General features: G+C 68.8%; 16 protein-coding genes. 9 read left to right on the top strand and 7 right to left on the bottom strand.

What is annotated here, in order from left to right:
* Nucleotides 1–6: 6 nt before the first annotated feature.
* Both pip and H5411_RS18300 read right to left on the bottom strand, forming a co-directional pair.
* Nucleotides 7–954, bottom strand: coding sequence for a prolyl aminopeptidase (gene pip / locus H5411_RS18305; protein ID WP_183124422.1), 948 nt, complete (start codon nt 952–954; stop codon nt 7–9).
* Nucleotides 955–1,103: 149 nt separating this feature from the next.
* Complete coding sequence (locus H5411_RS18300; RefSeq protein ID WP_183124421.1) at nt 1,104–2,078, bottom strand: right-handed parallel beta-helix repeat-containing protein; 975 nt, start codon at nt 2,076–2,078, stop codon at nt 1,104–1,106.
* Between the two features lie 233 nt (nt 2,079–2,311).
* Here H5411_RS18300 and H5411_RS18295 point away from each other — a divergent pair, with 233 nt between their 5' ends.
* On the top strand, nt 2,312–3,259 hold the full coding sequence (locus H5411_RS18295) for an undecaprenyl-diphosphate phosphatase (protein WP_183124420.1): 948 nt from the start codon (nt 2,312–2,314) through the stop codon (nt 3,257–3,259).
* A 41-nt stretch (nt 3,260–3,300) separates the two neighbouring features.
* Complete coding sequence (locus H5411_RS18290) at nt 3,301–4,215, top strand: cytochrome c oxidase assembly protein (RefSeq protein ID WP_244194590.1); 915 nt, start codon at nt 3,301–3,303, stop codon at nt 4,213–4,215.
* Nucleotides 4,216–4,247: 32 nt separating this feature from the next.
* Here H5411_RS18290 and panB read toward each other — a convergent pair whose 3' ends face one another.
* Entirely contained in the window at nt 4,248–5,138 is an 891-nt protein-coding gene (gene panB / locus H5411_RS18285) for a 3-methyl-2-oxobutanoate hydroxymethyltransferase (protein WP_183124419.1), read from the bottom strand.
* Nucleotides 5,139–5,436: 298 nt separating this feature from the next.
* Between panB and lysX the strand changes: the two genes are divergently transcribed.
* The 3 genes from lysX (at nt 5,437) to H5411_RS18270 (ending at nt 10,931) form a co-directional block, all read left to right on the top strand.
* Complete coding sequence (gene lysX, locus H5411_RS18280; RefSeq protein ID WP_183124418.1) at nt 5,437–8,760, top strand: bifunctional lysylphosphatidylglycerol synthetase/lysine--tRNA ligase LysX; 3,324 nt, start codon at nt 5,437–5,439, stop codon at nt 8,758–8,760.
* A 973-nt stretch (nt 8,761–9,733) separates the two neighbouring features.
* Nucleotides 9,734–10,342 (top strand): hypothetical protein, encoded by a 609-nt coding sequence (locus tag H5411_RS18275; RefSeq protein WP_183124417.1) that lies wholly within the window; start codon nt 9,734–9,736, stop codon nt 10,340–10,342.
* A 7-nt stretch (nt 10,343–10,349) separates the two neighbouring features.
* Complete coding sequence (locus tag H5411_RS18270; RefSeq protein ID WP_101435663.1) at nt 10,350–10,931, top strand: DinB family protein; 582 nt, start codon at nt 10,350–10,352, stop codon at nt 10,929–10,931.
* A 645-nt stretch (nt 10,932–11,576) separates the two neighbouring features.
* Here H5411_RS18270 and H5411_RS18265 read toward each other — a convergent pair.
* From H5411_RS18265 to secA2, 3 genes are all read right to left on the bottom strand, one after another.
* The gene (locus H5411_RS18265) at nt 11,577–12,110 is read right to left on the bottom strand and encodes a methylated-DNA--[protein]-cysteine S-methyltransferase (protein ID WP_183124416.1); all 534 of its coding nucleotides are present in this window, start codon (nt 12,108–12,110) and stop codon (nt 11,577–11,579) included.
* Nucleotides 12,111–12,898: 788 nt separating this feature from the next.
* Entirely contained in the window at nt 12,899–14,617 is a 1,719-nt protein-coding gene (locus tag H5411_RS18260; protein WP_183124415.1) for an NAD+ synthase, read from the bottom strand.
* Between the two features lie 109 nt (nt 14,618–14,726).
* Nucleotides 14,727–17,066 carry an accessory Sec system translocase SecA2 gene (gene secA2, locus H5411_RS18255; RefSeq protein WP_183124414.1) on the bottom strand — a complete coding sequence of 780 codons (2,340 nt, stop codon included), beginning with the start codon at nt 17,064–17,066 and terminating at the stop codon, nt 14,727–14,729.
* A gap of 99 nt (nt 17,067–17,165) precedes the next feature.
* Between secA2 and H5411_RS18250 the strand changes: the two genes are divergently transcribed.
* Complete coding sequence (locus H5411_RS18250; protein WP_183124413.1) at nt 17,166–18,788, top strand: alpha/beta hydrolase; 1,623 nt, start codon at nt 17,166–17,168, stop codon at nt 18,786–18,788.
* A 202-nt stretch (nt 18,789–18,990) separates the two neighbouring features.
* On the opposite strand, the gene H5411_RS18245 is transcribed toward H5411_RS18250, so the two are convergent.
* The gene (locus H5411_RS18245) at nt 18,991–19,626 is read right to left on the bottom strand and encodes an LppX_LprAFG lipoprotein (protein WP_101435659.1); all 636 of its coding nucleotides are present in this window, start codon (nt 19,624–19,626) and stop codon (nt 18,991–18,993) included.
* A gap of 92 nt (nt 19,627–19,718) precedes the next feature.
* Between H5411_RS18245 and H5411_RS18240 the strand changes: the two genes are divergently transcribed.
* The 3 genes from H5411_RS18240 (at nt 19,719) to H5411_RS18230 (ending at nt 24,039) form a co-directional block, all read left to right on the top strand.
* Complete coding sequence (locus H5411_RS18240; RefSeq protein ID WP_101435658.1) at nt 19,719–20,999, top strand: MFS transporter; 1,281 nt, start codon at nt 19,719–19,721, stop codon at nt 20,997–20,999.
* Between the two features lie 65 nt (nt 21,000–21,064).
* Nucleotides 21,065–22,408 carry a type I glutamate--ammonia ligase gene (gene glnA / locus H5411_RS18235; RefSeq protein WP_101435657.1) on the top strand — a complete coding sequence of 448 codons (1,344 nt, stop codon included), beginning with the start codon at nt 21,065–21,067 and terminating at the stop codon, nt 22,406–22,408.
* A 44-nt stretch (nt 22,409–22,452) separates the two neighbouring features.
* The gene (locus H5411_RS18230; protein ID WP_101435656.1) at nt 22,453–24,039 is read left to right on the top strand and encodes an amidase; all 1,587 of its coding nucleotides are present in this window, start codon (nt 22,453–22,455) and stop codon (nt 24,037–24,039) included.
* Nucleotides 24,040–24,557 lie beyond the last annotated feature (518 nt).

Genomic DNA, 24,557 nt, shown 5'->3' with positions numbered 1-24,557 from the left:
CCGTTTTCAGCGGAAGCTGTCGGTCGCCTCGCGGAGGGCGGCGAGGATGCCGGGGTCGGTGACGGCGTGCCCCGCGGATTCGGTGAGTTTCAACGTCGACCCGGGCCAGGCCCGATGCAGTTGGTACGCCGTGATCGGCGGGCAGACCGCGTCGTAACGCCCCTGCACCAAGACGCCCGGAATCCCGGCGAGCTTCCCCGCGTCGCGGATCAGCTGGCCTTCTTCGAGCCACGCGCCATGCTGGAAGTAGTGCACGGCAAGACGAGCGAACGTCAGCGCGAACTGCGGGTTCGCGTATTGGTTCACAAAGGACTGTTGCGGCAGCAACGCCACCGTCGCGCCTTCCCAGACGCTCCAGGCGATCGCGGCCTGTTCGCGGACCGCGCGGTCGGGGGAGTGGAGCAGTTCGGCGTACCCGGCAAGCGGATCTTCCCGCTGCCGCTCGTTCAGCGGCTCCAGGAAGGCGTCCCACTCCGCGGGGAAGAGATTCGCCGCGCCGCCGCGGTAGAGCCAGTCCAGTTCCCGCTGGCGCACGGTGAAAATGCCGCGCAGCACCATTTCCGACACTCGCGACGGATGGGTTTCCGCGTACGCCAGCGCGAGCGTCGAACCCCACGACCCGCCGAACAGTTGCCAGCGCTCGATGTTCAGCCGTTCGCGCAGCAGCTCCATATCGGAGACCAAGTGCCACAACGTGTTCGCCGACAGATCGTCGTCGCCGGCGTTGGGGGTGCTGCGACCGGAGCCGCGCTGGTCGAACAGGATGATCCGGTACGCCTCGGGGTCGAAGTGCCGCCGGGTCATCGGGGCGGTGCCGCTTCCCGGCCCGCCGTGCAGCACCACCACCGGCTTCCCCTGGGGGTTCCCGGCTTCCTGGCAGTAGATCCGGTGCCCGTCGCCGACGTCCAGCATGCCGTCGGCGCGCACCGGGGTCGGCGGGTAGAGCTCGTCCATGACCGACACTCTTCCCGAACCCCGGCATCCGCACCGCACCCGGGGTCGTGAGTGCTGATCGCGGTAAGAACCTGATCAGCACTCACGAGGAGGAGGGTGGGGGCCCGCCCCCGCCGCCGGGCTGAGCGGGCCCCCGTCTGTGATCGCGGTTAGCAGCCTGGTGTCGCGGCTACGTTCGCGAAGCCCTTCCCGGCGTTCGTCACCTTGTTGCTGGCGCAGACCTTGTTCCCGGTGGCCGCTTTGACCACGTAGAAACCGTAGGCCGAGGGCGCCTGCACGTCCGCGGTGTTGTCCGAGAAGGTGTTGTTCTGGCCCCAGCCGTCGACCTGCACGTGGACTTCGAACGCCCCGTAGGTCGCGTCGTGCACGAAGACCTTGCTGCCCTTGTTGCCGGTGACCAGGTACCCGTTGCCCTTCACGTCGACCCAGCTGTCGGCGTAGTTCTCGCCGCTCTGGCCGGTGCCGTCGAAGGTGTTGCCGCGCAGTTCGCCGCCGGTGGTGCCTTCCTTGACGTCGATCGATTCCGCGCGCACGTTCGGCCCGATCTTGTTGCCGATCGCCTTGTTGCGGTCGCTGTGGTCGGGCTGTCCGTTCGGCCAGTTGCTGTTCGCCGAACCGAAGTAGATGCCCTCGCCGAAACCGCCGTTTTCCTTGCCGGTGTCGGAGATTTCGGAGTTCTGCACGACGTTGTCGCTGCTGCCGTGCTGGAAGTGGATGCCCTCGTTGCCGATGCCGGTCACCTTGAGGCCGTCGATCAGCGTGTGGTTGACGCCCAGCGCCATCACGCCCTTTTGGCCGCCGGTGACGGTGAAGCCGGACAGCGTCCAGTAGCTGCCGGTCAGTTCGATGGTGCGGCCGCCGGACGCCTGCACGACCGCGCTGCGCGGGCCGGTGAGCGTGATGCGCCCGTTCGCGGTGCCGTTGGCGGCGGCCTTGAAGTTGCCGGTGTAGGTGGTGTTCGCGGCCAGCTGGATCGTGGTGCCCGGCTTGGCCGAGGCCAGTGCCGTCTTCAGCTCGGCGGAGTTCTTGACCGGGACGGTCCCGGCGGACGCCGCGGGTGTGGCGAGTGCGAGCAATGCCGCGGTTCCGGCGGTTGCTGCCAGAACTCGATAGCGGACGCGCATTCCAACCCTCCTCGTCGAGGTTCGATGACTTCGGATGCGGCGTGCGCTCACGCTATGGCATCAGGAGAACACTGGTCAAGTACATGATTGATGTTCATGGATGTGAACACGGTGAACAACGAGTGGCCGGAAAGTGTCGCCTGTGACTGTTCCCGCCCGGCTTGCTCGGAGTTAACCCGGTCCCCGGTACCTTTCCGCGGAATGCCCGAACTGCGGCGAGAAAGGCTTCGTGAATGTCCGCGGTCAGCTACCTCGAGTCCATTGTCGTCGGCGCTTTGCAAGGCGTGTCGGAATTGTTTCCGGTGTCCAGTCTCGGGCACAGCGTCCTGTTGCCCGCGCTCGTCGGCGGAAGCTGGGGACGCGACCTGAGCATCGGGAAGGACTCTCCGTATCTCGCGGTGCTGGTGGCGATGCACGTCGCCACCGCGATCGCGCTGATCCTCTTCTTCCGGCGCGACTGGGTGCGCATCGTCACCGGCCTGTGGACGTCGATCCGCCGCCGGGAGGTCCGCACGGCAGACCAGCGGCTCGCGTGGCTGCTCGTCCTCGCCACGATTCCGGTCGGGATCGCCGGGCTGCTGCTGGAGAGCCTGCTGCGCGACGTCCTCGGCAAACCGGTGCCGTCGGCGATCTTCCTGGCGCTCAACGGCGGGGTGCTCTACGCCGCGGAGAAGTTCTCCCGCAAGCCCAAGACGGCGGTCTCTCGCGAGGAGGAGACGATCGACTTCAGCGCCGAGGACACGATGGTGATGCGCGCGGTGACCGTCGACGAGGCCACTGACGTCCGGCTGTCGAAGCTGAGCGTCAAGGAGGCCGTGCTCATCGGTTCGGCGCAGATCCTGGCTCTGCTGCCCGGAATCAGCCGCTCCGGCATCACCATGGTGGCCGGTCTGCGGCGCGGGCTCGACCACGAGGACGCGGCCCGGTTCGCCTGGTTGCTGGCGACGCCGGTGATCCTCGCCGCGGGTGCGTTGAAGATGCCGACGCTCTTCACGCCGGAGAACAAGCCGTCGCTCGGCCCCGCCCTGGTCGGCAGCGTGGTGGCGTTCGTGGCGTCCTACATTTCTGTCCGTTTTCTGACGAAATACTTTGAAACGCGCACCTTGACCCCCTTCGCCATCTACTGCGCGGTCGCCGGAATCGGCAGCTTGATCTTCTTCGCGGTGTCAGGGGCGGCGTAAGGCGCGAATTCGCCGGGTGCACACTTGAAGGTATCGAAACCGTGCCTGACCTGCCGCCGCTGAGCGGATCGACGTTCTTCACGGCCTGGACCTTCGACGTCCCGGCCGTGCTAGTCGCGCTCGCCCTCGGCGTCGGTTACGTCGCGGCGGCCCGTCGTCAGGAGTGGGCAGCCGGGCGGACGACGGCATTCCTCACTGGGCTGGCCACGCTCGTCCTCGTCACGTGCTCGTTCCTCGGCGTGTACGACACGACGCTGTTCTGGGTGCGCGCCACACAGAACACCGTGCTGCTGATGGTCACGCCGCTGCTGCTCGCGCTGGGCGCGCCGGTGACGCTGCTGATGCGCACCGCGCCGCCCAAGCTCGCCAACTGGCTGCGTACGCACGGCCGTGGCCGCTTCGCGCAGTTCATCACGTTCCCGTTGTGCGTGACCGTGGTGCTGATCGCACCGTTCCTTCTCATCTACCTGACGCCGCTGTACGAGCTTTCGCTCGACTCAGCGGTCGTCGGCGGTCTCGTACGCGTAGCGCTCGTACTGGCCGGCTTCTTGTACTTCTACAGCCGTGTGCAGCTCGATCCGACGCCGCGCAACGGCTCTCACCTGGTGTCGGTGTGGATCTCGTTCACCGAAGTGGTGTTCGACGGCGCGCTCGGGCTCGTGCTGTGGCTCGGCCCGCTGCTCGCGCCCGCGCACTACGACGCGGTGCACCGCGACTGGGGACCGGACCGGCGCACCGACCAGATCATCGGCGCGGGCGTGCTGTGGATCGGCGGAGACGTCGCCGGGCTGCCGTTCGTGGGCGCGCTCTTCATCAGGTGGGCACGCGACGACGAGAAACGGGCGAAACGGCTCGACAAGAAACTGGACGAGGAGGCAGCGGCAGGCGAGGCACCGGCGAAGGGATTGTGGTGGGAGAACGACCCGGACCTCGCCGAACGGTTCCGCCGCTCGTGAGTGCCGGTGCGAACCGGCACTCACGAGGCAGCTCAGTGGAACGCGTGCTCAGGCGCCGGGAACTCGCCGCGCCGGACGTCCTCGGCGAACGCCGTCGCGGCACTCTGCAGCACCCCGGCGACGTCGGCGTACCGCTTCACGAACCGCGGCGCCTTGCCGCGGCGCAGCCCGGCCATGTCCTGCCAGACCAGCACCTGGGCGTCGCAGTCCGGGCCGGCTCCGATGCCGACCGTCGGGATCTTCAGCTCGTGCGTGACGCGCTTGGCCGCCTCGGCGGGCACCATCTCCATCACGACCGCGAACGCTCCGGCTTCCTGCAGGGCCAGCGCGTCGGCGAGCAGCTTCTCCGCCGCTTCGCCGCGTCCCTGCACCCGGTAGCCGCCGAGGTTGTGCTCGCTCTGCGGGGTGAAGCCGATGTGGCCCATGACCGGGATCCCGGCCGAGGTGAGCGCCTCGACATGCGGGGCGAACCGGTGCCCGCCCTCGAGCTTGACCGCGTGCGCGCGGCCCTCCTTCATGAACCGGACGGACGTGGCCAGCGCCTGCTCCGGGGAGAGCTGGTAGGAGCCGAACGGCAGATCGGCCACCACGAGTGCCCGTTTCGCCGCCCGGGTGACCGAGCGGACCAGCGGGAGCAGCTCGTCGACGGTGACCGGCAGCGACGTGTCGTAACCGAACACGTTGTTCGCCGCGGAGTCGCCGACCAGCAGCACGGGGATGCCTGCTTCGTCGAAAAGCTCGGCGGTATACATGTCGTAAGCGGTGAGCATCGGCCACGGTTCGCCGCGGTCCTTCAGTTCGCGCAGATGATGAATCCGGACTTTTCGCGGCTTGCTCGTGCCGGCTCCCGTCGCGGGGCCGGTTCCGTAAGGGGCGGCCACCTCGCCGGCGGCGCCGTCGGGGTGGGCAGACTGGGCAGACATCGTCGTCGACCGTCCTTCCCTCGAGGCCTCGCGGAGGTCCCCGGGTCGTGGAGTCAGTACCGGACACAGCGTGACACGCGCGCGGGAGGCCCCCAAGGTCGTGCGACCAGCTTCACACGGCCGGGGAGCGACAACCGTTTCGCTCCCTGTGACGTCTTGATAGGCACCGGACCGATATGCGCCCGGTGGTGAGAAAGTCCGGCGTGTCCCTCCGCGGAGTGGCCGCGCCGCAAGAAAGCCCAGCTGCCGCCCCACCACCTCCCTCAACGGAGCGGCTGCGCCGCACAGAAAGGCTCCAATGGGAACCCCAGTGAGCGCCCGCCCGCGCAGCCTCGGCTGGAAGGCCCGCGCCGGCGGTCTCGTGGCCACGGTCGTGCAGCTGGCAGCGCTTTTCTCGGTCGTGCTGCTGCTCTCCGGCGGACGGCACGGGCACCTGCTGAACGGCATCGACATGGCGTTCGGCGTGGTGAGCGTGCCGACCAGTTCGAGCCTCGTGATCATCCTGCTGCTCGTCGTGCTCGGGGCGGCGCTGCGCAGGCGCAAGAAGGCCGCGCTGTACGTGCTCGTGCTGTTCCAGGTCGCCGGACTGGTGACCACGCTGGTCCTGCAGGCGCTGCTGCTGTGGGCTCCCGACCTGCTGACTCTCAGCGCCCGGCAGATGCGCCACATCCCGACCCAGGTGGGCGCGCTCGCCATCGCCGACGCGATCTCGATCCTGCTGATCGTGTTCCTGCTGGCGCTGCGGCCCGCGTTCCCCGCCCGGCTCGCCCCTGGTGCCTGGTGGAACGGGCTCACGGTGCTGTTCGTCGGGTTCATCGGGGTGATCGTGCTCGGCTGGGCGCTCACCGAGGTGTTCCCGGGCAGCCTCGGCGACGCGTGGGAGCGGTTCGCCTGGGTGGTCAACCACGCCACCGGCGAGAACCTGCAGCTGCGCCGGATCGGCATCGGCGAGGGTCCGGCGTGGATCGACGTGGTCCTCGACCTCGGCGCGACCTTCGTGTGCACCGCCGCGCTGTACACGCTCTTCCGCGGCGTACGCAGCCGTCGCATTCGGACAGATGGCGAAGAACTGGAGTTGCGCCGTCTCCTGGGCGAGTTCGGCGAGGACGACTCTCTCGGCTACTTCGCCACGCGCCGCGACAAGAGCGTCATGTTCGCGCCCAACCGTCGCGCAGCGGTGACGTACCGCGTGCTCGCAGGGACCACAGTGGCGAGTGCGGACCCGATCGGCGACCCAGACGCGTGGCCGGACGCGGTGCAGGCGTGGCTCCACGAAGCGCGTACGTACGGCTGGACGCCAGGCGTGCTGGGTGCGAGCGAGAAGGGCGCGAAGGTGTACGCCGCGGCGGGGCTGCGCGCGCTGCAGATCGGCGACGAAGCGGTCCTCGACGTCCGAGAGTTCACACTCACCGGCCCTGAGCGGAAGTCCGTGCGACAGGCGGTGAAACGGATCCAGCGCGCCGGGTACACCGCGCAGGTCCGGCGACACAGCGAAATCCCCGAAGACGAGATGGCGCAACTGCTCGCCCGCGCGCAGCAGTGGCGGGTGGACGAGACCGAACGCGGCTTCTCGATGGCGCTCGGCCGTCTCGGCGACCCGAGCGACGGGCGCAGCGTGATGGTCGAGGCGTACGACGCGCGCGGCGAACTGCGCGGCCTGTTGTCGTTCGTGCCGTGGGGCCGACGAGGACTCTCTCTCGACCTGATGCGCCGTGACCGGGACGCCGAAAACGGGCTCAACGAGTTCATGGTCGCCGAGGTCGTCGCGGCCGCACAGCACATCGGCGCGCAGCGGATCTCGCTGAACTTCGCGATGTTCCGCGCGGTGTTCTCCGAAGGCGAGCGCATCGGCGCCGGTCCCGTGCTGCGCGCGTGGCGGTCGGTGCTCGGCGTCGCTTCGCGGTTCTTCCAGCTGGAATCGCTGTACCGGTCGAACGCGAAGTACGGCCCGGATTGGGAACCGCGGTTCCTCTGCTACTCCTCGGCGCGACGGCTGCCGCGGGTCGGCATCGTCGCGGGCGCGCTGGAGGGCTTCGTGCCCACCGGGCGCGCGCGGTCGCTGCGGCTGGAGAACGTGGGGGAGGACTTCGTCGCGCAGGTCCGGCGGATCGACGAGGAAGCGGCGCAGGTCGTGCCGCGCGCCAAGCGTCGTCCGGAACAGGTCCGCGTGCGCGTGGCCAAAGTGGACAAGCTCCGGGAACTCGGGGTGGACCCGTACCCGGTCGGCTTCTCCCGCGAGGACCACCTCGGCGAGATCGTGCGCGCGTATTCCGGGCTGGAACCGGATTCGCACACCGGAAAACACGTCCGGGTGGCCGGGCGGGTGCTCGCTCTGCGCAGCCTCGGCGGGCTGTGCTTCGCGCGGATCAAGGACTTCTCCGGCGAACTGCAGCTGATGCTCGACGCGAAGGTCCTCGACCTGACCGGCTGGCGCACCGGCGTCGACCTGGGCGACCACGTCGGCGTGAGCGGTGAGGTCATCACCTCCCGCCGCGGCGAGCTGTCGGTGCTCGTGGACGAATGGACCGTCACAGCGAAGTGCCTGCACCCGTTGCCGGACAAGCGAAAGGGACTCACCGACCCGGAGACGCGCGTACGTCAGCGCTACTTGGACCTGGCGGTGAACCCGGACTCCGCGAACATGCTCCGCCTGCGCTCGACGGTCGTCCGCGCCGTCCGGGAACGCCTGCACCGGGACGACTTCCTCGAGGTCGAAACCCCGATGCTGCAAACGATTCACGGCGGTGCCAACGCGCGGCCGTTCGTCACGCACATCAACGCGTACGACATGCGGATGTACCTGCGCATCGCTCCGGAGCTGTACCTGAAGCGGCTGTGCGTAGCCGGCGTCGAGCGGGTTTTCGAGCTGAACCGGAACTTCCGCAACGAGGGCGTGGACGCGACGCACAACCCGGAATTCACGATGCTGGAGGCGTACCAGGCGTACGCGGACTACAACGCCATGCGCCACCTGATGCGCGACCTTATCCAGTACGCCGCCGAAGCCGCGTACGGCGCACAGGTCGTGCGACGCCCGGACGCCGACGGCCGCATCGTCGAACACGACATCTCCGGCGATTGGCCCGTGATCACGGTGCACAAAGCCGTGTCGGACGCCTTGGGCGAGGAAATCGACTCGCACACCCCAGTGGCCACGCTGCGAAAACTGTGCGCCGCCGCCGGAATCCAGGCGCCGGAAGAAGCCAGCGCGGGCGACCTGGTCCTGAAAGCGCACGAGCACCTGGTCGAGGGTTCGACGGTCCTGCCGACGTTCTATACGGACTATCCGACCGAGGTCTCCCCGCTGACCCGCCAGCACCGGACCGACCCGCTCCTGGCAGAACGCTGGGACCTGATCGCCTTCGGCTCGGAAGTCGGGACCGCGTACACGGAACTGACCGACCCGCTCGAACAGCGCCGCCGGTTGGAAGCACAGTCGTTGCGCGCCGCGAGCGGGGACGTCGAAGCGATGGAACTGGACGAGGACTTCCTGCTGGCGCTGGAACACGGAATGCCCCCGACCGGCGGGCTGGGCCTCGGAGTGGACCGGCTGCTGATGATGCTGAGCGGAACGTCGATTCGCCAGACGGTGCTGTTCCCGTTCGTCCGCCCGCAGGGGTGAGGGGCCGGTCCGCCTGGTCTTGAGCCCGCCGGTTGGGATGTTCGAAGGCGACTCTCTGGCCGGTGTGAGATGTTCGCTCGCGGCTCGCGGCTCGCTGCCCTGCCCGCGGCTCGCTGGTGAGTTCCTGCCGTGGCTCGCCGATGGCCACTAGCCGCCCCTTCCGGCCGCTCGCAGTTGGCCGCTGCGCGGCTGGCTTTCCGCCGCTGCTGCGGCGGCCTCTGCCGTAGCTTGCTGCTTGTCGCCCGTAGCTGGCCGCTGCCGCGCATATCTCCCCGTCGTCCCTGCAGACGACTTCCGCCGTCGCTCGCTGATCGCGGCCCGTATCTGGCCGCCGCAGATGGCTTCCCGCCGCTGCCGCGGACGACTTCTGCCGTTGCTCGCCGTCACTTGCTCCCCGCCGGCCGCAGCTTCTGGCCGCCATGCCGCAGACGGCTTCTCGCCGCAGCATCCCGCCGCTCGCAGCTTCCCTCCGCCGCGGACGACGCTGCTGCTTGCCGCCCGCAGCTTTCGGTCGTCCGCAGCTGCCAGCCGCCGTTAGCGTGGACGACTTCACCTCCGTAGCTGGCCGTATCTCGCAGTCGCGTGCTGCCCGCCGTGTGCCGTCAGCCCTCGGTCCCGCCGTGAATCGCCCTCCGTGGCAAGCCGTTCGCCCTTTGCCGGACGCGACTCTTCCGCCGGTGCCCCTCCGCAACATCGCTGCCCTCCGTCGCAGCCACCCGGCCGCCCTCCGCAAACCAGCCGCGCCGGAACCCCACCGCCATCCGGCTTCCGACCCCGCCTCCCGCCACTACCCGGTCAAGCCCGACCCCGGTGCCGAGGCAGGTATTGGCAGGCTGCCAATCACGGTCCGGTAGCCTCCACCAGGGATTCGGTGCGTGAGTTCGCGGTAGCGGATGGTGTCCGGAACCTCCGGTAAGTCACGGGTGTGACACCATCCGGCACTTCGTCGCAGAGATTCGCTTAGGGTGGGCAAGTGCGTGCTGCGCGGGTGGCTTCGATTGTCCTGCTCGGACTGGGTTTGGCGGGATATTCCGCGTGGCTGCTGGAGTTTTTCATGCAGACCGGGGTGTCGCCGACCGAACAGCCGGTCTGGGATTTGTTCTACGCGCAGCCCGTCTTCCAGGTCGCGACCGCGCTCGGCGGCCTGGCCTTTTTCCTCACCGGCCCCACCCTGATGCGGCTCGCGCCAGTGCACTGGACCGGGCGGCTGACGTCCGTCTCGGTGTCGGCGTTCGGGATCGTGCTGATGGTGTACGCCGGGGTCCCGGAAACCGTCGTGACGCCGCATCTGCTGAACGCGGCTTTCGCCCTCGGCGCATTGAGCCTGGTGTTGTGGTGGCCCGCGGGCTGGCGAACGTGGGCAGTGGGCGGCTTGGCGATCGTGCTGGTCGCGTGGGCGCTGATGGTGGTGTCGATGCTGGCCGGGCACCTGGAGGGCGTGTTCACCCGGGTTCAGCTGGTGGTGCACGCGGTGGAGCTCGTCATCGGCGGCGCGTACGTCGTGCAGACTCCGGTTCCGGTCAGCGGCCGAAAATTGTCGGTGGCGGATGCGATGCTGCGGAGCAACAGACACCGGAAGTGAGGCCCCCATGGCTGGCAAAGTCTCCCCGACCCCCGACGAACGCGGCGGTCTGCTCGGTTTCCTCGCACAACAACGTCAGGCGATGAAGGTCGCCGCGTACGGCCTGACCGACGACCAGGCGCGCGCCGTGCCCAGCGCGAGCGCCCTGAGCGTAGGCGGGCTGCTGAAACACGTCTCCACCACCGAAAGCGGCTGGATCGACCTGGTGCTGAAAATCGAGCCCAAGCCGTTCGCCGAAAGCATGGCTTCCTACCAGGAAAACTACCGCCTAGGCCCGGACGAGACGCTGGAGTCGGTCATCGCCGCCTACGACCGAGTCGCCGCCAGAACCGAAGAGGTCATTGCCGGGATCGAGGACCTGAACCAGGAAGTCCCGATCCCGAAGGACGTCCCCTGGTATCCGCACGACGTGCCGGCCTGGTCCGTCCGCTGGGTGCTGCTGCACCTGATCGAGGAAACCGCCCGGCACGCCGGTCACGCCGACATCGTCCGCGAGTCCATCGACGGCGCCACCGCCATGCCCCTCCAAGCCGCGGCAGAAGGCTGGCCGGAGACGAACTGGCTGAAGCCCTGGAAGCCGGCGGAATGAGCTGACTCCTGCACCGGGCCTGATCGCACCGGCCAACCAGAGCCGTCCGGACCCGGCTCTTCCGGCCGGTTCGCTGTCGGCCGGACTGCTGACCTGGTTCGCCGACGGCTGGGCTGGAATGGCTGGGTCGGCGGGCTGCTGTGGTCAATTGGCTGGGGCCCACTTGAGTTGGGAGTTGAAGCGGCTGTCGGTCGACTTCGCCTGCCTGCCGCCGTTACATCGAAGCTCGCCGAGCCAGGCGATCTGGCCAGGCTGGTCTTGGGAAGGCGCTGGCGAGCGGAACTAGGCGGCAGGGGTATTCGGCTGGCTCGGATCGGTGAGTCAAACCGGTTGGCCCGCTCAGGTCGGATGCTGGCGGCCGTGCCGCACCGCTGGCCTGACTGGTGAGCGTGGCTGAGCGGCCGGGCTGAATGCGGACGTTGAGGTCATCGGCTGACTGACAGCGACCAGACTGCCGGGACCAGCAAGCTGGCGACTGGGCAGTTTCGGCCGCCTACGTCCTTTGCTCGACGAATTGGTGCGCACGGCTGGCGTCCAGCGGCACTGGGGGTGTCGCTGGAATCCAGCCGAGCGCACCAAACCTTCCGGCAGCCCCAGGCGTTGCCTTCGAGAGCAAGAGGCGTACCGGTTTCTGGAGCCAACCACTCAGAACAGCGTCGGTTCCTCCGGGATCGCCCCTTCGATCACCAACATCCGCCGTTTGGTCTCGACCCCGCCCGGTGCCGAAAAGCCGCCAGTGCTCTTGCCCGCGCCCAATACCCGATGGCACGGCACGATGATCGGAAACGGGTTGTTCCCCATCGCCTGCCCGACAGCCTGCGCGGAGCCCGGCGCACCCAACTGATGCGCGATATCCCCGTACGTCAGCACCTTCCCCGGCGGAATAGCACGCGCGACGTCGTACGCGCGCCGATTGAACTCCGGCACATCCCGGTAGTCCAACGGAGCCGTACGCAAATCGCGAGCCTCTCCCGACAGCAGCGCGACGACATCGTCCACCACCACGCGCAGTTCCTCCGGCACCGGCGATTCCACCGCGTCCGGAAAGCGTTTCGCGAGGTGCGCGCGTGTCCGCTCAGCACTGCTCCCCGGCAATGCGGTTCCGATCACCGCACCGTCCCGCCAGGCGAGGCCGCACGCCCCGATCGGGGTGTCGAACACCGTGTACCCAACCGTCATACCGCCAGCGTACGACCCGGTACCGACAGAAACTGGCGAGAAAACGACACGACCCTGAAGCCACACCGAACCCGGTCGACTGAATCAGGGGCCAGCCCGAACCCGGAGCTTTCGATCGAAATCCCGCCCGAAGACAAGCCTCAAGCAACCGCGTCCGAAGCCCAGTCGACCAAGTGCGGAACCCGGCCACCGTCAGAAATCCAGCACGCCGTCTCCGACGCTCGCCCCACGGCACGCAGCCGTCCAGCTTTCGGTGGCCACGGACAACCGCGCTTGGCAACACCGCCAACTACGCGGGACAGCGTCGTGCGCTATGCCCCGAGGGGGAGTGCGCCGAAACTCGGCCGTCCGAACAACCGCGTCGAGCGCTCCTGCAGACCGCGCTGAAACCCAGTAGCCCAAGCGCGCGGCAACTCGGTGGAGGCCCGCGAACCGACCGTCCGAACAACCGCGTCGAGTGTTCCTGCCGACCGCGCCGAAACCCAGTAGCCCAGCGCAGCAACTCGGCGAAGTGCCCGTGGCCCGGCCGTGCGAGCGACCGCGTCGGGTGTTGCTGCCGAACCGTGCCGAAATCCGGTCAACCTAGCGTTCGGCAGCTCGGTGAAGTGCTCGAGACTCGGCCGTGCGAACACCACGCCGAGCGGGGCGGCTGACCGCGCCGGAACCCAGTCGGCCCGCGCGCGGCGAGTCAGCAACGCGGCGAAGCGCCCGAGCCCCAGCCATCCGAGCCAGCCACCCCCCGGCCGTCCGCGGCCCGAGACTCAACCAGCCGAGCCGAAAAACCCCGCTCAGGACTTCCGTTCTCGCCACCCGTTGGTCATCGGAAGCCGCCGGTCTCGGCCGAAGGCCTTGAACGTGATCTTCGTGCCCGGCGGGTACTGCCGCCGCTTGTATTCCGCCCGGTCGACCATCCGCACTACCCGGTCGATCGTCTCCGGATCGAACCCCGCCTCGATCAAGTCGACGTAGCCGCGGTCGTTCTCGACGTAATCGTCCAGGACATCGTCCAGCAGTTCGTAGTCCGGCAGCGAATCCGAGTCCTTCTGGTCCGGGCGCAGCTCCGCCGACGGCGGTTTCGTGATCGAGTTTTCCGGGATCGGCGGCGTTTCGCCGCGCTTGGCCGCTTCCTCGTTCCGCCACCGCGCCAACTGCCACACGTGCGTCTTGAACAAGTCCTTGATCGGCGCGAAAGCTCCGACCGCATCCCCGTAAATAGTCGAGTAGCCGACAGCCAATTCCGTCTTGTTGCCGGTCGCCAGCACCAGGTGTCCGTCCAGATTGGACAGAGCCATCAGCAGCATCCCGCGCACCCGCGCCTGGATGTTCTCCTCCGCGAGCCCGGTCAGCTGCAGCTGGTTGACATAAACATCGACCATGTCGCCGATCGGCTCGACCCGGTAGTGGGCACCGATCCGCTCCGCCAAGTCCGAAGCGTCGTCCCGCGAGTGCGACGACGAGTACTTCGACGGCATCGAAACGCCGTACACGTTGTCGCCGCCAAGCGCGTCGGCCGCGAGGGCCGCGCACACCGCTGAGTCGATTCCGCCGGAGAAGCCGAACGTGACCGTCGAGAAGCCGTTCTTGTGCACGTAATCGCGCAGTCCGACGACCAGCGCCGACCACACCTCGGCCTCGTCCGACAGCGGTTCGCTGATCGTCGGGGTAAGCGGTTCGTACGCGGGCAGCGGCGAATCGGTCAGCACCCGCCGGTGCACTTCCAGCCCGTCGAAAGAGCCCGAGGCGGCTGCACTGGCAACCGGCAGGTCCAGGTCCAGCACCAGCAGGTGCTCCACGAACTGAGGCGCCCGCGCGAGCAGCGTCCCGTCCGCGCCGACCACCAGCGAATCGCCGTCGAAGACCAGATCGTCCTGCCCACCGATCTGGTTCGTGTACACCAGCGGCGCGCCCGCCTCGGCGGCCCGGCGGGCGATCAGCGGCAGCCGCTGCTCGTCCTTCGACCGTTCGTACGGCGACGCGTTCGGCGCGACCACCAGGTCGACCCCGGCCTTGCCCAGCGCGGAGATCGGACCGCCGTCCTGCCAGATGTCCTCGCAGATCACCATGCCGATGTCGACGCCGTGCAGCCGCAGCACCTCGAGTTCGGTGCCCGGTTTGAAATACCGGTGCTCGTCGAACACGCCGTAGTTCGGCAGGTGGTGCTTGAACTGCCGGGCCACGACCTCGCCGCGGTAGAGAGCCGCCGCGGCGTCGCGCGGGCCGACCTCGTCGTGGTCGAGGTAGCCGACGTACGCGAGCACCTCGCCGCAACCCGCCTCGTCGAGCCGGCGCGCCAGTTCGGTCACCGAGCGCCGGGACGCTTCGGCGAACGTGCGCCGGAGCGTGAGGTCTTCGACCGGATAACCGGTCTGGGACATCTCCGGGAACACGACGACGTGCGCGCCCGCCTCGGCGGCCTTGCGGGTCCACTCGACGGTGAGCGCGGTGTTCCCGTCGATGTCACCGACGGTGGTGTTGACCTGGGCGAGTGCGATGCGCAGTTGCGGCATGCCGCCATTCTGTCCCACCGCACCGACAGAAACTACGCGGAGGTGAGCCAGAGAACGGCGAAGGGCCCCTCACCCGCGGCGAGGAGCCCTCCGGACCAGGAACCAGAAATCAGGACTTCTTCATCCGCATCATGCTGCGCACCTTCTTGACCGTCTGCTCGAAGTCCGAGTCGAACGGGTTGTCGTGCACCAGGTACGTCCACGTCGTGTTCGCCCGCCGCACGCCGACCTCCTCGAGATCGAGGCCGTTGTCGGTGATCTCGGCTTCCTCGAGCGTCTTCGCCGCGCGCGAGGCGGATTCGGCGATGATCTTGTGGAACTCCGGGATCGCCGCGCGGTGGAACTCGTCCAGCGGGGTCTCGCGAGCCAACGCGCGCAGGTGGATGCTCTCGCGCACGTCGGTGAGGTACGCCAGGTGGTCCGACCACAGCTGGTCGAGGTGGAACAGCCGGACCTCGCGGCACACCTGCTCGAGCCGCTCGTCGTCGTCCAGCTTTTCCTTCAGCTCGGCGAACTTCTCCGGCTGCGCCTTCTCCAGTTCCTCGGCCGCGAGTCCGGTGTGCAGCACCTTGTCCCGGTGTTCCAGCAGCTCCGCACGCTGCCGCTCGATCAGCCGGGTGTAGCGCCAGGTGTTGCGGTGGATCTCGAGGTCGACACCCTCGGCGACGCGCTGGGCGTGGTTGAGCTGCCGGTGCGCGGCCGGGTCGGTGATCTCGCCGGTCTCGGGGTCGGCGTCGATGCCGTCCGGCAGGTCCGGCGCGTTCGACAGCACGAGGTCGTCGTTGAGGCTCGCGAAGAAGATCGCGCTGCCCGGGTCGCCCTGTCGTCCGGACCGGCCGCGCAGCTGCCCGTCGAGCCGGCTCGACGGATACCGCGCGGTGCCGATCACGTGCAGGCCGCCCAGCTCGGCGACCTCTTCGCGGCTCGCGCCGTCGCTGCCGCCGAGCCGGATGTCGGTGCCGCGGCCGGCCATCTGCGTGGACACGGTGACCGCGCCCTTCTTGCCCGCCTCGGCGATGATCGCGGCCTCTTCGGCGTCGTTGCGCGCGTTCAGCACGACGCACGGCAGGTCGGCCTTCGCCAGTTTCTCCGCCAGTTCCTCGGATTCGGCGACGTCCTGGGTGCCGACGAGAATCGGCCGCCCGGTCTCGTGCACCGTGCGGATCTCTTCCTCGATCGCGCGCAGCTTCTGCGACGGCGAGGCGAAGACGCGGTCCGGCAAGTCCTCGCGGACGTTCGGGGTGTTCGGCGGGATGTCCGCGACCTCGAGTTTGTAGAACTCGCGCAGCTGCTCGGCGACTGCCACCGCAGTACCGGTCATGCCCGCGACCTCGGGATAACGCGCGAGCAGCGCCTGCACGGTGATCGAGTCGAGGATCTCGCCCCGGTCGGTGGCCGTGACCTGCTCCTTCGCCTCGACCGCGGCCTGGAGGCCGTCCGGCCAGCGCTGCAGTTCCGCGACCCGGCCGCGGGCGGCGTTGATCAGCTGGACCTTGCCGTCGCGGACCAGGTAATCGACGTCCCGGGTGAGCAGGGCGTGCGCGTGCAGCGCGACGTTCACCGCGGCGAGCCGGTCCGAACCGGACTCGTCGTACAGATCGACGCCGCCGAGCGACTTCTCCACGACCGAGGCTCCGGCGCTGGTCAGCCACGCGTTGCGGCCCTCGGAGTCGGTCTCGTAGTGCAGGCCGAGCCGCAGCCGCCGGACGATCTTGGCGACCTCCTCGTCGGCGTCGTTGTGGTCGATCGAACCGGCCATGACCAGCGGCACGCGCGCCTCGTCGACCAGCACCGAGTCGGCCTCGTCGACGATCGCCACCTCGGGGGCCTTCTGCACCAGGTCGTCGGGGTGCGTGACCAGACGGTCGCGCAGCACGTCGAAGCCGATTTCGGCCACCGCGCCGTAGGTGACCTCCTTGCCGTAGGCCTCCTTGCGCTCCTCCTTCGAATGCGCCGGTTCGACCCAGCCGACGGTGACGCCGAGCAGGTCGTACACCGGGCCCATCCACTCCGCGTCGCGGCGGGCGAGGTAGTCGTTGACCGTCACCACGTGCACACGGCGGCCGCGCAGCGCGTACCCGGCGGCGGCCAGCGCGCCGGCAAGCGTCTTGCCCTCACCGGTCTCCATCTGCACGACGTGGCCGGTCAGCAGGCCCATGGTGCCGAGCAACTGCACGTCGAAGGCCCGCTCGCCGAGCGTGCGCCGGGCGGCCTCGCGGCCGAGCGCGCAGATCTCGATCAGCTGGCTGTCGGTGAACGAGGCGGCCCCGCCGATGGCGTCCCGCAGCTTGCCCGCACGCTCGGTGAGTTCGGCGTCGTCGAGCTTCTCCAGCTCCGGTTCGAGCTTCTCGGCGGCGGGCAGCAGCGCTTCGTAGCGGGTCAGCTCGACGCTGCCCGGCCGCTGGATGATCCGGCGGAGCCGCTTGCCCACTCGGCTGATCAGTGCCACCCCTGGTCTCCTCGTGTCGATGTGTCTCCGGTCGCACCCGCACTGCCCAACGCGCCGACGGTGCGTTCGAGTTCCGCGCCCGGATGGCACGATCAAACCGTGTCCCGTCATCCCAGCGCCAGCCCGAAAGCCCATCCGAAAGTCGCGTTAGCGGCTGCCGGCCTGCTCGCGACCACGCTCGCGGCGTGCTCGTCCCAGCCCGACCAGGCCGCGCCCGCGCCGACGGTCGAATCGCACGCGCCGGTGGGCCCGGTGCCCGCCGGACTGGCGCGGTTCTACGGGCAGGGCATGACCTGGTCCGCGTGTGCACCCTACGCGACCTCGGACGACGCCCGGTCGGCCTTCAAGGCGCAAGGAATCGAATGCGGACGCCTCACGGTTCCGCTGAACTATGACAAACCGGACGGGCAGACGATCACCATCGGCGTGCTGCGGCACCGCGCGAGCGACCCGGGCAAGAAAATCGGTTCGCTCGTGGTGAACCCGGGCGGACCGGGCGCTTCGGGCATGGTCGCCGCGGCGGGCCTGCTCGACCAGGTCTCGAAGTCCGAACTCGGCGACCGGTTCGACCTCGTCGGCTTCGATCCGCGCGGGATCGGGGCGAGCGAACCGCAGATCCAATGCCTGACCGGGCCCGAGCGCGACGCCGAACGCGCCGACGACAGCGAGACCGACGGTTCTCCCGCGGGCGTCGCGAAGCAGGAATCGGAGCAGAAGGATTTCGCCGCGAAGTGCGCACAGCGGACGAAGTACGGCGACGACATGCTCGAACACATCGGCACGCGCGACGTCGTTAAGGACATGGACGTGCTGCGAAGCGTCCTCGGCGACGAGAAGCTCACGTACCTCGGTTACTCGTACGGAACGCGCATCGGCTCCACGTACGCGGAGGCCTTCCCGAAGAACGTGCGCGCGCTCGTTCTCGACGGCGCCGTCGACCCGACGCAGAGCCCGGAAGACTCGCTCGTCGCGCAGGGCCAAGGCTTCGGCGGCGCGTTCAACGAGTTCACGAAGTGGTGCGCGGCGCGTCAAGACTGCGCACTCGGCCATGACCCAGCCGCGGCGACGAAGCAGTTCCAAGACCTCACGCGCCGGCTGATCGACTTCCCGGTGCCTGTCGGCGACGGCCGCAAGCTGTCCTACGAAGACGCCACCACCGGTGCCATCCAGGCTCTCTACCAGCAGAACCTCTGGGAGTACCTGAACACCGGGCTGACCGAGCTGAAACTGGGCCGCGGTTCCACGCTGGAGAAGCTGGCCGACATCTACAACGAGCGCAATCCGGACGGCACCTACGGCACCACGCAGGACGCCTTCATGGCGATCCGTTGCGTCGACGACCCGCGAGTCACCGATCCGAAGCAGATCCTCGAAGGCCAGGAGAAATACGTAAAGGCCGCGCCCTTCCTCGACGACGGCCGTCAACCCAGCTCCGCCCGCGACGCGTGCGCGTTCTGGCCAGTGCCGAACACGTCGAAGCCGCATGAGCCGAACGTCGAAGGCCTGCCGAAAACCCTGACGATCTCGACGACGAACGACCCCGCGACGCCGTACCAGGCGGGCGTGAACCTCGCGAAGGCGCTGAAGGGCTCGCTGCTCACCTTCGAGGGAACGCAGCACACGGTGTTCTTGCAGGGCAACGCGTGCGTCGACAAGGTGGGGACCGCTTACCTGATCGACGGCACGACGCCTCCGGACGGCACTCGCTGCAAGGCCAGCTGAGGTTGCGCTGGCTCGCGACAGGTGCCGTGGCGACGACGCTCGCTGCTACGGCTTGCGCGAGCCAGCAACCGACGCTCGCAATTCGTACCTCGGCTGCACGCGAAAGGCCTCAACGCCGCTGCTGACTGTCGACGACGTACGCCTGTGTCGACAAAGCAGCAACGGCCTACCTCGTCACCGCCGCGACGAGGGACGGCAACTGCTAAGGCTGCTGGTCGGTCAACAGCACCTCGTACATCACCGGGCTGTCGCGATTCGTCGCTGGCGGGACCTGCAGCCACATCCGGGCGAAGCGACGCGGTTCCGCCACCGTCACCCAGATCTTCACGTTCACGTCGGCGTGGATCTGCGGCACGAGCTTCGCCGCAACCGCCTGGGGCACGGTTCCGCCGACGCGGTAGCCGTCGATGTGCTGGATCGTCTCGCGGATTTCGGTTTTCGGCTGCTGGAGCGAGTCGAGGAGGCGAATCAGGCCGCCGTGCGGGCCGAGGAACCGGTCGACCGTGAAGGGTGTGGGGCCGCTCGTTTCGCGACCCTTCGCGTCCTTCGCGGTCGCGATGTGCCCGGAGACGGTGAACGAGAACGACCGATCGGTGAATTCCGCGCTGCCGCTCGCCTGCCCACCGCTCTGGAGGGTCGCGTTGCCGACGAGCTTGGTCATCGGCAGGCCGGGCAGGACCCCGTTGACGCCAACCGAGAAATGCAGGCTGGTGACTTTCGCGAAATTTGACTTGGCGGCCGCGAGCAATCCGTCCGCCGCGGGCAAGGGGGGTGCCGCGGTGCAACCGCCGACCAGCCCGAGGAGCAGCAGCGCCGGCAGGACACGTCGGCTGAGCATGGCCGAGAGCCTACTCGGCTGGCCCGATCCTTTCGGATAGTGTCCTTCCGGCCACTGTCGACGACGCCCCCGGCGCACCAGACTGACTTCTCGTGACCGTTGAGACTCGTCCCGCCCGCCGCCTGCACCGCGCCTGGTTCGTCGCGGCGGCCGCGTTCGTCGCCCTCCTCGCCGCCGCCGGCTTCCGCGCCGCGCCGGGTGTTCTGATCGATCCGTTGCACGAAGAGTTCGGCTGGTCCCGCGCCACGATCGGGTCCGCCGTCTCGGTCAACCTCGTCCTGTACGGCCTCTTCGCGCCCTTCGCCGCCGCGCTGATGGAGCGGTTCGGTATCTGCCGGGTCGCGGCTACCGCGCTGTGCGTCGTCGCTCTCGGCGCGGGCGGAACCGTCTTCATGAGCAGCAGCTGGCAGTTGATCCTCTGCTGGGGCGTGCTCGTCGGCCTCGGCACCGGTTCGATGGCGATGAGCTTCGCCGCGATGGTCGCGACGCGCTGGTTCGTGCGCCACCGAGGCGTCGTCACCGGCGTGCTGACCGCCGCTGGGGCGACGGGACAGCTGATCTTCCTGCCGTTGATCGCGTCGCTCGCAGTGGACGACGGCTGGCGGACGGCGTCGATGGTCATCGCCATCGCGGCTCTCGCGGTGGTCCCGGTCGTGCTGTTGGCCGTACGCGACCACCCCGCCGACATCGGCACCGTCGCGTACGGAGCGCCTGAAGGCACCGAAGTCGAACGCCCGGCACCGAAGGTCGGCACTGTCCGCCGAGGGCTGACCGTGCTGTTCCAGGCCGCGCGCACCCGGACGTTCTGGCTACTCGCCGTCGGGTTCGCCATCTGCGGGGCGACCACGAACGGGTTGGTCAGCACGCACTTCGTCCCGGCCGCGCACGACCACGGCATGCCGCAGACGACCGCCGCGAGCCTGCTCGCGCTGGTCGGCGTCTTCGACGTGGTGGGAACCATCGCGTCGGGATGGCTCACCGACCGTGTCGACCCGCGGATCCTGCTCGGCGTCTATTACGCGTTGCGGGGAGTTTCGCTCGCCCTGTTGCCGCAGCTGTTCACGAATTCGGTGCAGCCGAGCATGTGGGCGTTCATCCTCTTCTACGGCCTCGACTGGGTGGCGACGGTTCCGCCGACGGTCGCGCTCTGCATTCGCTCTTTCGGGGAGGCCGGTCCGATCGTGTTCGGCTGGGTCTTCGCCTGCCACCAGCTGGGCGCGGCGTTCGCCGCCTCCGCCGCCGGCGCGGTGCGTGACCAGCTCGGGGACTACGCGGTCGCCTGGTACGTCGCCGCCGGGCTCGCGGTCATCGCCTCGGTCGCGTCGCTGTCGATCACCCGGTCCAGGAAAACGCAGCTCGTGCAAGCGGCGTGAGCCCGTCTCCGATGTGGGTGACCCCGTGAAACATGGCGTTAACACGTGCTGGTTAGGGTTCGGCCATGGATCGCCAGCAGGAATTCGTGCTCCGCACTTTGGAAGAGCGCGACATCCGTTTCGTCCGCCTGTGGTTCACCGACGTGCTGGGGTTCCTGAAGTCGGTCGCGGTCGCGCCCGCCGAACTGGAGGGCGCGTTCAGCGAGGGCATCGGGTTCGACGGCTCGGCCATCGAGGGCTTCGCGCGCGTCTACGAGTCGGACATGGTCGCCAAGCCCGACCCGTCCACGTTCCAGGTGCTGCCGTGGGAGACGCCCGACGGCGGCCCGTACTCCGCGCGGATGTTCTGCGACATCGCGATGCCCGACGGTTCGCCGTCCTGGGCCGACCCGCGGCACGTGCTGCGCCGCCAGCTCTCGAAGGCCAGCGAAGCCGGGTTCACCTGCTACGTGCACCCGGAGATCGAGTTCTTCCTGCTCGCCAACCTCCCCGAGGACGGCAGCGAGCCCGAGCCCGCGGACAACGGCGGCTACTTCGACCAGGCCAGCCACGCCACCGCGACGCACTTCCGCCGCCACGCCATCGAGACCCTCGAGGCGATGGGCATCTCGGTCGAGTTCAGTCATCACGAGGGCGCCCCGGGCCAGCAGGAAATTGACCTTCGCTACGCCGACGCCCTCACCATGGCCGACAACGTGATGACGTTCCGTTACGTCGTCAAGGAGGTCGCGCTGACCCAGGGCGTGCGCGCGACCTTCATGCCGAAGCCGTTCACCGACCAGCCCGGCTCGGGCATGCACACCCACGTGAGCCTGTTCGAAGGCGATCGCAACGCGTTCTACGACGCCGAGGACCCGCACGAGCTCTCCGAGACCGGCAAGGCGTTCGTGGCCGGGGTCCTGCACTACGCCAAGGAAATCTCCGCCGTCACCAATCAGTGGGTCAATTCCTACAAACGGCTGATCAGCGGCAGCGAGGCCCCGACGACGGTGTCGTGGGGGAGGGCGAACCGCTCGGCGCTCGTGCGGGTGCCGATGTACTCGCCGGGCAAGGCGTCGTCGCGGCGGGTGGAGATCCGGACGCTCGATTCCGCGTGCAACCCGTACCTGGCCTACTCGGTGATACTGGCCGCGGGGCTGAAGGGCATCGAAAAGGGTTACGAGCTGCCGCCGCCCGCCGAGGACAACATCTGGCAGCTGTCGGACTCCGAACGCCGTGCCGCCGGCTACTCGCAGTTGCCGCAGAACCTCGGCGAGGCGCTCGCCGAGATGGAGAAATCGGAGCTGCTGCCGGAAGCGCTCGGCGAGCACGTTTACGACTTCTTCTTGCGCAACAAGCGGGTCGAGTGGGACAACTACCGGAGCGCGGTCACTCCGTACGAGCTCCGGACCTTGTTGCCGATGCTCTGACGCGGTTCCCGGGCCGTGCTCCGACGTGGGGGAGGCATCGGACCATGGGAAAAAGACTGCCCGCCGCACTCGCCGCACTGGTCGCGGCGGCGGGCTTGGCCACCGCGCCGCCGGCGGTCGCGGTGGCGGCTGAACCCGAGATCGACGCGGCCGGGCTGCCCTTCGACCTCGACCGCGCCGACATCCCGTCTCTGCAGCGCCGGATGGCGGCTGGGGAGCTCACCGCGACTCGGCTGACCAGCGCGTACCTCGCCCGGATCCGCGTGCTGGACCCGAAGGTCAACGCCGTCCTCGCACTCAACCCGGCCGCGCTCGCACAAGCCGCGGCCAGCGACGTCCGGCACCGGACCGGCCGCACCCGCGGTCCGCTCGACGGGATCCCGGTGCTGGTCAAGGACAACGTCGACACCCAGGACCAGCAGACCACCGCCGGTTCGCGCGCGCTGCGGAGCCGCCCGGCCAAGGACGCCACGCTGATCACCCGGTTGCGCGACGCCGGTGCGGTGATCCTCGGCAAGGCGAACCTTTCGGAATGGGCCAACTTCCGCGCCGCGAAGCCGACTTCCGGCTGGTCCGGCGTCGGCGGGCAGACCAACAACCCGTACGTGCTGGACCACAACCCGTGCGGTTCGTCCGCCGGATCCGCGGCAGGCGTCGCCGCGTCGCTCGCGCAGGTCGCGATCGGCAGCGAGACCGACGGGTCGATCGTGTGCCCGGCGGGGATGACCGCGACCGTCGGCCACAAGCCGAGCCTCGGGCTCGTCAGCCGCACCGGCGTCGTGCCGATCTCCGCGGAACAGGACACGGCGGGACCCATCGCGCGCAACGTCGTCGACACCGCGTTGACGCTCTCGGTCCTGCAGGGACGCGACCCGTCCGACCCGGCCACCCTGCACTATCCGTCCACCCAGCCGACCGACTACGCGAAACTCCTGCGCCCCGGCGTCCTGCGCGGCGCCCGGATCGGCCTGTGGCGGCTGCCGGTGCTCGGCCCGGACACGGACGCCGTGGTCAGCAAGACGAAGGCTTCGCTGGAACGCGCCGGCGCGACGGTCGTCGAGGTGACGCTGCCGTACCAGGACCGGCTCTCCGAACTGGAGTTCCCGGCGCTGCTGACCGAGTTCCACCGCGACATCGACGCCTACCTCGCCACGCGTCCCACCGGTCCGCGGAACCTGGCGGACCTCATCGCGTACAACCGCGCCGACCCGCTGGAGCGCACCTGCTTCGCTGGTCAGGAGTTGTTCGAGCAGGCGCTCGCCGCCCCCGGACCGAACGATCCGACCTACCTGAAGAACCGGGCCGAGCTGACCGACCTGTCGCGCCGGTCGCTGGACGAGACCCTCGCGAAGTACGACCTGGACGCCATCGCCTCGCCGACGAACCCGCCCGCCTGGAAGACGGACTGCGCTGTGGGCGACAACGACGTGATCCCGTCCTCGACGCCGGCCGCGGTGGCGGGCTACCCGGATGTCACCGTCCCGGCGGGTTCGGTCGGACCGCTGCCGGTGGGGATTTCGTTCATGGGCGGACAGTGGAGCGACGGGAAGATGCTCGCGCTGGCCGCGGACTACATGCGGGTCGCGCCGGTGCGGGTTCCACCCCGGTATCTGCCGCGGTTGCCCGGGTAAGCCTTTCGGGGTTGCCCGGAGCGGGTGAAGGTTTGTGGGCCGCCGGTCCGTGCAGGGCGCTGACCGGCGGCTTTCGTTTCCGCTCGGCTCGGTGCCCAGTGCCGGTCGCGGTGGGCCTGGATGGTCGGCAGCGCGCTGACCTGCTGGATTGGGCCGGGCGCTCGGGGCTTCGGCAGCGGACGGCTCGTTCGCCGGGGGAGACCTGGGTCACGCGAGGCCCGCCGGAGGCCCCGGCGAGCGCGGCGGGCGGCCCGCAAACCGGTCGAAATGACCCGCTGTGAACCCTCTGACCAGGGTCGATGCCGTTAAGTGACCCCCCTGTTTTCGGGGGGTTGGAAGGCATGTAATCTTCTCTTCGTCGCCAGGAACACCGGGCCGGCGGGGCCGAAAGCCTCACCGACCAGGAGCCGGGGCCGAGCGGGTTGACACCGCGAAACGGACCAGGTAATGTTCAGCGTCGGCCCACGAGCGGCCGCCGACTCCCTACGACTAGCCTTGTAGGTACCGGCATGCTCGAC

Origin of the sequence: Amycolatopsis echigonensis, from assembly GCF_014174495.1 — a bacterium.
GTDB classification, from domain to species: domain Bacteria; phylum Actinomycetota; class Actinomycetes; order Mycobacteriales; family Pseudonocardiaceae; genus Amycolatopsis; species Amycolatopsis echigonensis.
This window is presented reverse-complemented; position numbering and strand designations above follow the sequence as displayed.